This window comes from Polaromonas sp. (assembly GCF_030680935.1).
GTDB lineage: Bacteria > Pseudomonadota > Gammaproteobacteria > Burkholderiales > Burkholderiaceae_C > Polaromonas.
In genome coordinates, this window is the sequence record NZ_JAUXUP010000027.1 from 61,838 (window position 1) to 74,185 (window position 12,348).

Genomic DNA, 12,348 nt, shown 5'->3' on the forward strand with positions numbered 1-12,348 from the left:
GGACGACCAGCGCCTCTTAGGCGAAAGCCTGTTTCTGCAAGGCAGATTGCTGTATCCCGGTTGAACAGAACTATCGTACGGTAGCTATAAGCTCCTAGCGGTAGATTCTTAGCTAGACTCATTCTGAGCGAAGTAATTGGTCATATCCAAATCCTTCCGCAATGCTCTCACCAACTCACGCGTGCGTTCGAGTTGAACTTTGGGGTCGATGCCTTCCTCCAGTTCGAATTCGATGAAGTCTGCGCTGGCGTCAAACGAATCTAATGCATTCCGAAGCAACGCGAGATCGACGGCTTTTCGCGCACCGCTAAGCTCGTCAAAAGCCAAGTGCAGATACGGCTCCAACGATTGCAGACTCTTATGCCCAGTCCACTCGAGCACTTGTCGTTTGAAATCCTCAGTTGAAACTAGCGCGCTGCGCAAGGACTCAACGTTGTCGAACTCGTGCTGCTGGATCAAGGCAATAAAAAGTTTGGTGACGTAGCGATGGCGAAACATGTGCGCGCAAACTCTCTCTGGAATTTCAGCGACACGAGATAGAGCCGAGATCTCTTGCGTGATGGTGTTCGGTCGCAAGCCAAGGCCGGACGTTTCGCTCAGAAGAAGAATGCCGCAGTCTTTATCGATGGTTCCTGCCTTTTTAAGATCTGAGATAAGCGGTTTTCGGTTGAATTTGATGAACTCAAGGAGAAGCTTGACGTCATGACGCGCGATGGGAATCATACGCATGACATCCGTCCCGCCAGCTCGACCTTTTACCGTTGTCACTTCCAACATAGGCCTTGTCATTGTCGCGGCCCCTTCCACACTGCCTACAGTTAATAAGGCGATCTCTACGCGCCGTGCTCCGAGAATTTCCAGTAGCTTCAGCATCATGTAACGCCTCTTTTTAAGATAAGGCGATCTTGAGGCCGCGCTGCATTTAGCTACGGCATTCCGAAGTGCATTAATGGCAAGCCTGGAGACGGGCAGACGAGTCTTAAGCGGGGATGCCGGTGGAAATGAATTGTGATGCCAATACCTTATGGTTCGATGCTTTCCAGAGGCCAAAATTATGCGTGCCTCGCGAATCTCTGCGCGGATCTGGCCATGTTCACCTACAAGTTGTCGGCCATAGAGCGTTGATAGCGAGGACAAAAACGCTAAGCACAATCTACCGATAGCAATGGTGGAATTGGGCGTTCTAACCCTGAGATCATCCTGGGAATTCTTGCGTTCACCAGCTAGGGTGCGAATGAACATCGAGAACTGACTATCCCGCAAGGAATGAAAGTCGACCTTGTTGTTAAAGCAGAAGCGGATGAAATGACTGAGATTGGCCGCGTAAGTAAGAAGGGTTGAGCCGCCCTCTCGCCGGGAAAGCCCGCGTCTGGCTAGCTCTTGCATGAAAATGTTCGCCGGCACACACCATCGCCCATCTGGCCATGACAGCATGGGAATGCTACCCGAGGGCAGTTCGCGCACATGTCCTGATGGCTCTACATATGCAACCAATCCGAAATCCGACCTGGTCAGGGCATATAGTTTCTTAGGGCTCATGAATGTTTCCCAATGCGTTAATCCATCTCAAGGCCAGGGGTGTACGAACTAGGCCAAGAGCTGCAATTAGTTCTCGGCATTCTTTAGCGCAGAGCTCCTGCGTGGCGGCATCGCTCTGGGCCGCATAGTTCCGACTGTTTTTGATGCTAGTAGTAAACGCCTGTGTGAAAACCATGAGATCTTCGCGCAAGACTTGATTCGCCTCTTTAAGGTGATCAATTTCACTACGCAATCCGATCTTCGAGTTTCGCTTCGGTGTTCTGACTCTGTTTTCTACCGCTTCGAGCGTATCAAGACATGTCCGCCGTAGGCGATCCAACATGTTGTAGCCACCGTCGAGCACCGCACTGGCGGCCTGCTTTGCGGTATTGAGTGTCATCGCGACCACGTTAGCTGATGGTCGAGCGAACCCAGCGAGCTTACCTTGAGACGCCAACGCCTGGCGCAGGGGGAGATCATCCAAATAATCCAAAGGGCTGGATCGCACTTGGTCAAGAAACTTAATCAGTGCTCTGATGCTGGCTTGATTGCGTACTTTCCGTGCGTCCGTACTCATGTGATCGTGCCCTGGAGGGGTTTGACGATGATGTGAATTCTGTAGCTTTCGCCGCCAGGGAGGTTTAGAAAATGAGGCTCGATCTCGACCTGTCCCTCATTCATAAGAAGCGCAATATACTGATTCAATTCGTCGACATCCAAGACTGAAAAATCTGCAATACCGTATTGCTCTTTCAAGTAAGCAGCGAGATCATCCGCTGCAGGCGAACCGGACAGGATCTGCTCTGTTGCGAACCCGATCTTGACATTCTGAAGCGCCTCTCCCGGAATGGACTCGGTGATGTAGTTCCATATGTGCTCCACATCTGTGTGCCCTAGGAACCAACGCAGAGTGTCAAGGCCGCCGAATGCGCCGCCCCAAAAAAACAGGATTGCAAAGAACCTCCGGAGTTGGTGCTGACGCAGATAGTATCTACGTCCCTTCGAATCGACCGGCATCTCAAAATAATCACAAAATAGATCCAAACTTACGCTGGTGTCCGTCTCATATCCGTCTGGCCATGGAATTCCGTACATCCGAGTTGGTCCCGCAAACAGCAAGCGGTCGGCCGGTTGGATATTCAACTTAACCAACTCACTTTGAATGCGCGTGATCATCCTGATCATCCTTGCGGCTACAGGTGGGATCGGGCGGGATTCAACCTCCCTCATGTCTACTTCGCCCGACTTGCGGTTTGCAAAGATCAAATATGCCCCCGTCTTGTCCAAGCATGTGCTGCCGATTAGCTCGTCGAGCTCTCCCGAGCGTCGTGCCATTAAAGTGCCCACAGCAACGTATACACATCCGTACAAAACCCTCAGGAGTTCGAATAGTCCCTCGTTGCGTCTGAATTTGGAAAAGAACTCGGTTTTGACCATATGCACCATTCCGAGCGCCCCAACGGTTGGAAGAGGTTTGATGGCCCAACTCTTCACACCCAACTCTTTGAGTTTGTCTGTAGTTGCCGCGTGGAACTCAGACGAGTCAACAAATTCCATGAATGTGAGATCTGTTTTTCGCCACGCATTGATAATTCGAAGGTAGCCATCGACTAGGTCGTCGCCATGTTCCAATGCGAACTCTAGGCTATTGCGTAACGCATCCAGAACCATCTGCTGCGGCAAAGTTCTATGTCGACCCTCCTTGCGGAGAACTACGCATTGCAGGGCGACGTTGTCGCTGAGAGCCTCGAGAGCTGTCAAAGGTACGGCCATTCCCGCCAGGTAGAGGTGTTCGAGTGCTTTAAGAGTTCGAAGATACCGGCCAAAATGTCTTGTTGCCGCTTGACTGCGGTCGTAGTCGTAGACCGGCGCACGATCCAGTTCTCGGTCATTTCTTTCGCGTGGCGTAATGAATAGCTCAGGTGCCACCAGCAATTTGACACGCCCGTACAAGGTATTCCGGTAGACAATATCTGAAATAAGACTGAGATTTGGCGCGTACTCGTGAGATCGGATTCCTCCCCTTCTGTAGAAGCCGTTTTTCCAGAGCCAGACTCTTGCGTGGAGGATGCCAATCGCATCGAGGTCCAGCAATGCATCATCCCCTTCGTACGGATCGCCGAGATCCGGTTGATCTTGCAGGGCGGAGGTAATGTCAAACGCTGTTAGCCCTTTGGCCCGAGCAAGGAGATATTCCTGAAGTCGCGCGGGCCATTTGTAGAGACTTACGTATGCCCTTGACGCCCCTGCAAGATCCAGCAGCAGGCCATGCATGTCGTTCGTTGTAACTGTTAGCAGTCCGTGCTTAGCCAGTTGAAACCGCTCTGCGTTGAGCAAGAAGTAGTCAATCAAATGGAGTGTCCGCTGGACTTTGTATTTGGAGGGCTCCGTCGCCGGGACTCGGCCTTGAGTTACATCAAAGCTTTCGTGAACACAAAGCCAACTCTTGAATAGATTGCACAGCGGCCGATGTTGCGGCGCGGTTAGGAGTGTTCCGTCCTCAAGTCGGACATCGAAGTCCACCTCAATGATCGTCTCACCGAACTTGAACTGAAAAAGATTGGTTTCAAACGGGGATAGGAGAAATCGGCTATCTCGATATCGTTCTTCAGAGACAGTTGCGTATTCGTTTAAAAAATCCAGTTCTCCCGTGAATTTATGCGAACTAGACATATAGGATGTCCTGCATATCTTGTGGTCGCACAGTTTTGCGTGCCAGCTCAAGCTGAGCTTGAAGGTCTTCTCGCCCGCATTCGGACGATTCGACGTACTTGCACACTAGTTGAGTAATTGCCGAGAATGTCGATGCCTTGGTACCAGGATGCATGCCATTGGCTTTAGCGAATGCAACAGCTTGATCCAGACTTAGCAGCGCTCCAAAAATTCCCGCATCCAAACCGAAAATTATTTCGCCTGGCTCAGCCGGGGCTGTCGAGTCCATGTCTTCTGGAAGTTTTTTGAGCGCGTTTTGCAGCAAGAACGAATTTAGTTTTTTCTCATCCATCTCAGTCGCGACATATAAAAAAGGGCTGTGCTCGAGTGCTGCAGCAATCATTCCTGTTTGAAACTGTCGGATCCAACGCTCTTGGAAGAAATCCAAGATGACCGTCGGTAAATAGTGCGAAAGAAGGTCCGGTGCATATTCTTTGTGCCCCAGTGCCTTCGCCATTTTGGCAGTACTGCCGGTTTCAAGATATATCAATACGCCCTTGGTCACGCGGAGCGATGAAAGCGAGAATCGCTTCGCGAGGCTTAATGCCTCGTTGGGTTGCAACCCGCAAACCTCGGCGATGCTGGCAGCATTCCTTTTTACGGATGACGGTGAGCTGGTGTTTGTGGTGAGCTTCTTTGTTCGCCTGGGATATCCGAAACCTTGGCCTGAATTGAGCAGTAGGTACCTCCAATTGCTGTCACTGTTATCTCTCAGGTATTTGCGAATAGGTTGTGTCAAGGCGATCAAAGTTCCGACCGCTTTCAATGATGTTGATGAGAGTAGGATCTTCTGCTGGGAGTTCTCGCTGCCCCTTCTGTCCTTGTACCCAATAAGATACCAACCTGCGTCGGTCTCAATAAGTCCAATTTGCTTTCCAGAACTATCAAATAGCTCAAGATTTTCGAGATATGAAGGCGTGATTGATGGATGTTCTGCCACCAGTATGCTCAGAAATGGTAGCTCTGAACCAGTTACCGGTAGTCCCAATCTGATGGCAGTTTCACCTATGGGTTGTGGGTATAGGAGGATAGCCTTTGCATCAGTACTGGGCTTAAACCCCTGATGCTTGAACGTGGTCGCTGCGTTGTGCCAAACCGACGGATTTTCATGTGACGTTAGGTACCGTTGACCGCTTCCACGGGCGCCAATTTGCTGAATAACTCTTGGCTGGCCAACCTCCGCCATTTCCTCGCGCTCTTTAATACACCTTTCAACCCTTTCTGCCTTCGCATTTGCCCATTGAAGAATCAGATCAAAGTCCCGGCGGATGCTGAAGAACAGCAACTTCATGGCTTCTGCGTCAGTAACGTTCAGCGGTACGTGGGTCAATAGATTTGTCTTGACCGCCTGACCATCCTTTACCGACGTTTTTCGTGCCGACCCAGGCACGCGATGTGGCTTCGGATGCGGAAACCCGCCTAAGGGGGCCACGAAAAGGCCGGTTGGAAGCAGACAATCTTTGACAAATGGGATGAAATGGATATTCCAGCTGTTGACGATTTGGCTGGCCTTATTTCCCTGTCCATCTGCATAGCTGACCTCTGAGTAATGAACCAGAAAGTCTATCCAAAAGCGGGCTGCGTAAATTTTGTTTTGCAAATCCTCCGCGACGAGTGAAGGGCGTGCGGACAGATAGTTGATGAACGCGCGAAATGCTCCTGTGAGGTTGCCGCTTCGCACCGAGATGTAACCGTCGCATGCGTCATAAACGGTTTGCGTAAAAGCCCGACCAAATCGTGCGTAGAGGGGATAGAGGGGTAATTGGATTGCCGTCCCCTTCCGATTTTCTGTCCACCATCCCCGAAACAGCCAAACCTCCTCCTCATCTACTTCGATTGCCTCGAAAAGCCGCACTAGCTCGTTGACTTGGTCAGAGTAATGAGGTCGCTCATCGCGTACTTCCGGGTGAGCAATGCCAAGATCTTCCAGGATGAGGAGAAAAGCTCGCGTGAGCTGGAGTCGGACGTTAGGAGCTGTGTCGATGAACTTGGAGGAATTGAGCGCGCCAATGAATTTGAGACTCAAGTCACGAAATAGGGGTGTCTTTAGATCTTTCGCCGTAACGACGGCATCATTGAGAAAAATAAAGCATTCAAATAGCTTACAAATTTGTTTGTGTGACTGCAGTCCGCGTTTGCCATGCCTTAAAGAATCCGCAAAGCGATCTTTTGCATCATCCGTCAATGCGCCGAGAGGGTAACCCCTGTACTTGCTGCTTTTTTTGACAATTGGCAATAAAAGATCGCCAATTTTTTCTGGTGATTTCATCTTGTGACCCTTGCGTGGACCACATATTGACAGAAATCGGTAAAAAGTTAAACTGCGAATTCGTCCAGAAACAGCACACCGTGATGCGCCAGTGAAATTTCCCCGGGCCGGGGCGGCGAGCCACCGCCGACCAGCGCCACCGCGCTGGCCGTGTGGTGCGGTGCGCAGGTCGGGCGTTGCGCCCATTTGTCCAGCGAGAAACGGCCGCCCAGCGATGCGATGGCCGCGCTTTCCAGTGCCTCGGCCGTGCTCATGGCAGGCAGCAGCCCGGCAAAACGCTGGGCCAGCATGGATTTGCCCGAACCTGGCGGACCGACCATCAACAGGCTGTGGCCACCTGCGGCCGCGATCTCCAGCGCCCTTTTGGCCGCCGCCTGGCCTTTGACATCCGACAGGTCGGGGTAGGGCGCGGCCTGCTGCACTGCGCTGGCTTCGACCCTCGCCCAGCCGGTAGATTCTTCGGGAATCACATCGCCGGGCAAAAACTGCCTGACCACATCCAGCAGGTGGCGCGCGCAGTACACCTCGGCTTCTGGCACCAGGGCGGCTTCCTGGGCGCTGCCCTCTGGCAGCACCAGCCGGGGCCGGGGCTTGTCAGTGTCCAGCGCTGGCAGGGCCAGGCTCATGGCCAGTGCACCACGTATGGGACGCAATTCTCCGCCCAGAGACAGCTCTCCGGCGAACTCGTAGCCGTCGAGCTTGCGCGTTTCTATCTGTCCGCTGGCGGCCAGAATACCCAAGGCAATGGGCAAGTCGAAACGGCCCGAGTCTTTGGGCAGGTCGGCGGGCGCCAGATTGACGGTGATGCGCTTGTTGCTGGGAAACTCCAGCCCGGTGTTTTGAATGGCCGAGCGCACGCGCTCACGGGCCTCCTTGACCTCCGTTTCTGCCAGTCCGACCAGGGTGAAACTCGGCAAGCCGTTGGCCAGATGCACTTCGACGCAGACCGGGTGCGCCTGCATGCCCAACAGGGCACGGCTTTGCACTAAAGATAAGCTCATTTGTCGATATCCCCCTGTTGCACCAAAAAAGCGCACACATTTATGCACTCATTTGGTGCACATCTTGTATTTATTCCCGTCCAAGTTAACGCCTCAGCCCCTCCCGACGATGACGAAGGAGCTATAGGCCTACAAAGTTTGGCACGCTCCATGCTAAGTGTTCAACGTAATAAATTCCCTTTTCAACCCTCTATTGGAGCCCTCGATGAAATCAGCCGCCAAAAAATCAATGCTGGTGATGGTACTTGCCCTGACCGGCACCGCCTTTGCCCAGACCGCTGCTCCAGCGCCAGACTACACCCTGTCCTACAACGTCGGCGCCACCACCGACTACCGCTACCGCGGCATTTCGCAGAGCGGCAAAAAACCAGCGTTGAATGGCGGTATTGACTATGCCCACAGCAGTGGCTTTTACCTCGGTACCTGGGCTTCTACCATCACCTGGCTGAAAGACACCACGGCCAACCCCAACACGACCAAAGGCCCGATCGAGATCGACCTCTACGGTGGCTACAAAGGCAGCTTGTCCGAAGGTGTGGGATATGACGTTGGCGGCCTCTATTACTGGTATGCCGGCAACAACATGAAAAAAACACGCGGCCAGGTCAGCCCCAACACCTTCGAGCTCTACGGTGCCCTCACCTTCGGCATTGTCACGGCCAAATATTCGCACGCCACGACCAATCTGTTCGGCACGGCCAACAGCAAGAACAGCGGCTACCTTGACCTCAGCGCCAACTTTGACCTGGGCTCTGGCTGGTCCGTCGTGCCGCACATCGGCGCGCAAAAAATCAAGAACGGCAACTCCTACACGGACTACTCTGTCGCCATCAACAAGGACATCGACGGGCTGGTGGTAAGCCTGACAGTAGTCGGCACCAACGGCCTGGGCGCACCCTACACCCTGCCTGGTTCGGGTACCCGTGACCTTGCCAAGGATGGCTTGGTCCTGTCCGTCAAGAAAAGTTTCTGAAACACAACACGGCTTGGAAGCTGAGACAAAGGAGAACTCATGAAACTAGTAACGGCCATCATCAAACCGTTCAAGCTGGACGAAGTGCGCGAGGCGCTGTCCGGTATCGGTGTGCAGGGCATCACCGTGACCGAAGTCAAGGGTTTCGGCCGCCAGAAAGGCCACACCGAGCTATACCGCGGTGCTGAGTACGTGGTGGACTTTCTGCCCAAGGTCAAGATCGAGGCCGCCGTCTCCGATGAGCTGGTGGACCGCGTGATTGAAGCCGTGGAAGGCGCTGCCCGCACCGGCAAGATCGGCGATGGCAAGGTCTTCGTTTACAACCTGGAGCAGGTGGTGCGTATCCGCACCGGCGAGACCGGCAAAGAGGCGCTGTAAAGCTCAACCCATAAAGAGAATATTGACATGAAAAAACTACTTGCCTCCCTGGCTCTGGGACTGAGTCTGCTGACTTCCGGCGCAGCCGTGCTGGCGCAGACGCCAGCGGCTGCGCCAGCCGCGTCTGAAGCAGCTGCACCGGCGGCCGTTACTGCTGCTGCGGCGATGGCCGCACCAGCCGCGGCCGAAGCCGCAGCACCTGCCGCGCCTGCTGCCGTTCCGAACAAGGGCGACACCGCCTGGATGATGGTTTCGACCATGCTGGTCATTCTTATGACCATCCCCGGCTTGGCGCTGTTCTACGGCGGACTGGTGCGCAGCAAGAACATGTTGTCGGTGCTGATGCAGGTCATGGTCACCTTCTCGATGATTGTGGTGCTCTGGTTCATCTACGGTTACAGCCTGGCCTTCACCGAGGGCAATGCCTTCTTCGGTGGCTTTGACCGGCTGTTCATGAAAGGTGTCTGGGACAACGCCGCCGGCACCTTCGCCAACGCGGCAACCTTCAGCAAGGGCGTTGTGATTCCTGAGATCATCTTCGCAGCCTTCCAGGCCACCTTTGCCGGCATCACCTGCGCACTGATCGTCGGCGCCTTTGCCGAACGCATGAAGTTCTCTGCCGTGCTGATGTTCATGGTCATCTGGTTCACCTTCAGCTATGCACCCATGGCCCACATGGTGTGGTTCTGGATGGGCCCTGATGCCTACACCGCCAAGGAAGTTGTTGACGAGATGACCTCCAAAGCCGGTTACATCTGGCAGTCGGGTGCGCTTGATTTCGCCGGCGGTACCGTCGTGCACATCAACGCCGCCGTGGCCGGTCTGGTCGGCGCCTACATGGTGGGCAAACGTATTGGTTACGGCAAGGAGGCCATGGCGCCGCACAGCCTGACACTGACCATGGTTGGTTCGGCGCTGCTGTGGGTGGGTTGGTTCGGTTTCAACGCCGGTTCTGCCCTGGAAGCCAACGGTTTCGCCGCCCTTGCCTTCATCAACACCCTGGGTGCCACGGCAGCTGCGGTGCTGGCCTGGTGTGTCGGCGAAGCGCTGATGCGCGGCAAGGCTTCGATGCTGGGTGCAGCTTCCGGTGCAGTCGCTGGGCTGGTGGCGATCACGCCTGCAGCCGGCAATGTCGGCATAGGCGGCGGTCTGATCATCGGTCTGGTCGCTGGTTTTGCCTGCCTCTGGGGTGTCAATGGCCTGAAGAAACTGCTGGGTGCGGACGACTCACTCGACGTGTTCGGCGTGCACGGCATCGGCGGTATCCTCGGCGCCCTGCTGACCGGTGTGTTCAACTCGCCAAGCCTGGGTGGCCCCGGCTACGTGGCCGACTGGGTCACGGCCACCATGGTCACTGCGGCGGATTATTCCATCGTCGCCCAGGTCTGGATCCAGCTGAAGGCCGTTCTGATCACTCTGGTGTGGTCCGGTGTGGTGTCCTTCATTGCCTACAAGGTGGTCGACCTGACCATCGGCCTGCGAGTCAGCGAGGAAGACGAGCGCGAAGGCCTCGACATCACCTCCCACGGCGAAACTGCCTACAGCCGCTAACACCGGTACAAAACGCCGCAGCTGCCCGGCAGCTGCGGCAGTATTTTTAACAGCGAGAGTCTCCTTTGGATGTTCGGCCCGCAAGAACTTCGGTTCCTGAGGGCCATTTTTTTGCGCCAGGGATTCACAATGAGGCCATGAGCCCTGCCATCACCCTGTCCGGCGCCGGACTGCGTTGCGAGATCAAGCCCGAACTGGGCGGCTGTATCACCGGCCTGTGGCTGGGCGATGTGCCGGTGTTGCGCTCGACGCCGGCCGCCGAACTCGCCACTGTCCGCCTGTCGGGAAGTTACCCGCTGGTGCCGTTTTCGAATCGCGTTGGGCATGCGACGCTCAAGTGGCAGGGCACCAGCCATCCGCTGGTGCAAAACAACGGACCCGAACCGCATGCCATCCACGGGATCGGCTGGCAGCGGCCCTGGGAGGTGTTGGAGCACGACGGGCAGCTGCTGATGCTGGCTTGCGAGCACCGCGCCGACGCGTCTTGGCCGTTTGCCTTCGACGCCTCGCAGACCTTCTGCCTGCGCGGCAATGTGCTCGAGCTGACGCTCAGCATGACCAACCAGTCGGCGGTGCCGGCGCCGGCCGGGCTCGGCTGGCACCCCTACTTTGTCAAACGACCGGACAGCCACATCGCGTTCGAGGCCAGCGGGCGCTGGGAGATGAGCGGTGAAAAATTGCCAACGCATCGCCAGCCCTCGGCCGGTCTGGACACCGACTGCGCCAGCTTGGACGTGGACCATTGTTTCGACGGCTGGAATGGCAGCGTCACCTTGCACGACGAGCTGCTGCACACCCGCATCAGTTCCAGTTTGAGCCGGCTGGTGGTGTTCACCCATACGACGCGCGACTTTGTCGCGATCGAGCCAGTCAGCCATGTCAACAACGCCGTCAACCTGCTGCAGGCCGGCACTGGCCGTGCCGAGGATCTGGGCATCGAGGTGCTGGCGCCCGGTGAATCCATGAGCGCGCAGATGAGCATCCAGGTGGAGCGCGCTGCGTGAGTGCCGGCTGGCAGGTGGTGTCGGCAGCGCCCTGCGAGGTCGGCGAGTCGCCGTTCTGGCACCCCCAGGAGCAGCTGCTGTACTGGGTCGATATCCCGGGCAAGACGCTGCACCGCTGCAATGTGTTCATGGGCACGGTCGAAAGCTGGCGCATGGCCGCGCCGCATGACCTGGAGCCGGGCTGCATTGCGCCGGCGGCGGGCGGTGGGCTGGTGATTGCTTTGCGCGACGGTTTTTACCGCGCGCGCAGTTGGGGCGGGGCACTGGAGCCATTGGCCCCCGCCGCGCACAACACCGCGACCACACGATTCAACGACGGCAAATGCGACCCGCTGGGCCGCTTCTGGGCCAGCACCATTTACGAGCCGCGCGATGCGCGGCAGGCGGCGCTGTTTTGCCTGCAGGGCGGCGCACTGCAGCGCATGGCAGAAGGCGCCACCGTCGGCAACGGCCTGGCCTGGTCGGCCGACGGCCGCACCCTGTACTGGTCCGATACCACCGCGCATCTGATCCGCGCCTGGGACTGGGATGCGGCCGACAATGTCTTGTTCGCGCCGCGCGTGTTCATGCAGTTTCCCTTGAAGCCGGCGGGATGGTCGCCCGGCCAGCCCGGTTATGGCGGGCGGCCTGATGGCGCGGCGGTGGACAGCCAGGGCAACTACTGGGTGGCGATGTTCGAAGGCGCGCGTGTGCTCAAACTCTCGCCCGCCGGTGAAGTGCTGGCCGAGATCGCCACCCCGATGATGTGCCCGACCATGGTGTGTTTTGGTGGTGACGACCTGCAGACCCTGTACCTGACCAGCGCGCGCCACGGCCGCCAGGCCGCCGAGCTGGCGGCCATGCCGCTGTCCGGCGCGGTATTGTCCCGGCGTGTGGACGTGCCGGGGCTGCCGGTCAACTTCTTTTCAGCCTGACGACTCACCCCCCTGAGCCGCCTTCGGC

At 56.3% G+C, this 12,348-nt stretch carries 9 protein-coding genes and 1 pseudogene; 5 read left to right on the forward strand and 5 right to left on the reverse strand.

Going from position 1 to position 12,348, the window contains the following annotated elements; genetic code table 11:
• Positions 1-108: 108 nt before the first annotated feature.
• From Q8L50_RS07810 to Q8L50_RS07830, 5 genes and pseudogenes are all read right to left on the reverse strand, one after another.
• Entirely contained in the window at positions 109-1,539 is a 1,431-nt protein-coding gene (locus Q8L50_RS07810; protein WP_305348102.1) for a hypothetical protein, read from the reverse strand.
• A complete protein-coding gene (locus tag Q8L50_RS07815; protein WP_305348103.1) occupies positions 1,529-2,095 on the reverse strand; it encodes a hypothetical protein in 567 nt (188 codons plus the stop codon). The genes Q8L50_RS07810 and Q8L50_RS07815 overlap by 11 nt, the downstream gene beginning before the upstream one ends.
• A complete protein-coding gene (locus tag Q8L50_RS07820) occupies positions 2,092-4,191 on the reverse strand; it encodes a hypothetical protein (RefSeq protein WP_305348104.1) in 2,100 nt (699 codons plus the stop codon). Before Q8L50_RS07820 ends, Q8L50_RS07815 begins: the two co-directional genes overlap by 4 nt.
• Positions 4,184-6,499, reverse strand: coding sequence for a hypothetical protein (locus tag Q8L50_RS07825; protein WP_305348105.1), 2,316 nt, complete (start codon positions 6,497-6,499; stop codon positions 4,184-4,186). The genes Q8L50_RS07820 and Q8L50_RS07825 overlap by 8 nt, the downstream gene beginning before the upstream one ends.
• Before the next feature lie 56 nt (positions 6,500-6,555).
• Positions 6,556-7,500, reverse strand: a pseudogene (locus tag Q8L50_RS07830) (YifB family Mg chelatase-like AAA ATPase); the annotation flags it as partial.
• Between the two features lie 205 nt (positions 7,501-7,705).
• Here Q8L50_RS07830 and Q8L50_RS07835 point away from each other — a divergent pair.
• From Q8L50_RS07835 to Q8L50_RS07855, 5 genes are all read left to right on the forward strand, one after another.
• Positions 7,706-8,473 carry a TorF family putative porin gene (locus Q8L50_RS07835; RefSeq protein WP_305348106.1) on the forward strand — a complete coding sequence of 256 codons (768 nt, stop codon included), beginning with the start codon at positions 7,706-7,708 and terminating at the stop codon, positions 8,471-8,473.
• 39 nt (positions 8,474-8,512) lie between these two features.
• A complete protein-coding gene (gene glnK, locus Q8L50_RS07840; protein WP_077591625.1) occupies positions 8,513-8,851 on the forward strand; it encodes a P-II family nitrogen regulator in 339 nt (112 codons plus the stop codon).
• 27 nt (positions 8,852-8,878) lie between these two features.
• The gene (locus Q8L50_RS07845) at positions 8,879-10,402 is read left to right on the forward strand and encodes an ammonium transporter (protein WP_305348107.1); all 1,524 of its coding nucleotides are present in this window, start codon (positions 8,879-8,881) and stop codon (positions 10,400-10,402) included.
• A gap of 137 nt (positions 10,403-10,539) precedes the next feature.
• The gene (locus Q8L50_RS07850; RefSeq protein ID WP_305348108.1) at positions 10,540-11,406 is read left to right on the forward strand and encodes an aldose 1-epimerase; all 867 of its coding nucleotides are present in this window, start codon (positions 10,540-10,542) and stop codon (positions 11,404-11,406) included.
• Complete coding sequence (locus tag Q8L50_RS07855) at positions 11,403-12,320, forward strand: SMP-30/gluconolactonase/LRE family protein (protein WP_305348109.1); 918 nt, start codon at positions 11,403-11,405, stop codon at positions 12,318-12,320. The genes Q8L50_RS07850 and Q8L50_RS07855 overlap by 4 nt, the downstream gene beginning before the upstream one ends.
• Positions 12,321-12,348 lie beyond the last annotated feature (28 nt).

Excerpts from the sequence above, each read along its gene's own strand:
- Q8L50_RS07810 (WP_305348102.1), bottom strand. The coding sequence starts at position 1,539 with ATGAGCCCTAAGAAACTATATGCCCTGACCAGGTCGGATTTCGGATTG.
- Q8L50_RS07845 (WP_305348107.1), top strand. The coding sequence starts at position 8,879 with ATGAAAAAACTACTTGCCTCCCTGGCTCTGGGACTGAGTCTGCTGACT.
- Q8L50_RS07815 (WP_305348103.1), bottom strand. The coding sequence starts at position 2,095 with ATGAGTACGGACGCACGGAAAGTACGCAATCAAGCCAGCATCAGAGCA.
- Q8L50_RS07850 (WP_305348108.1), top strand. The coding sequence starts at position 10,540 with ATGAGCCCTGCCATCACCCTGTCCGGCGCCGGACTGCGTTGCGAGATC.
- Q8L50_RS07835 (WP_305348106.1), top strand. The coding sequence starts at position 7,706 with ATGAAATCAGCCGCCAAAAAATCAATGCTGGTGATGGTACTTGCCCTG.
- Q8L50_RS07825 (WP_305348105.1), bottom strand. The coding sequence starts at position 6,499 with ATGAAATCACCAGAAAAAATTGGCGATCTTTTATTGCCAATTGTCAAA.
- Q8L50_RS07820 (WP_305348104.1), bottom strand. The coding sequence starts at position 4,191 with ATGTCTAGTTCGCATAAATTCACGGGAGAACTGGATTTTTTAAACGAA.
- glnK (WP_077591625.1), top strand. The coding sequence starts at position 8,513 with ATGAAACTAGTAACGGCCATCATCAAACCGTTCAAGCTGGACGAAGTG.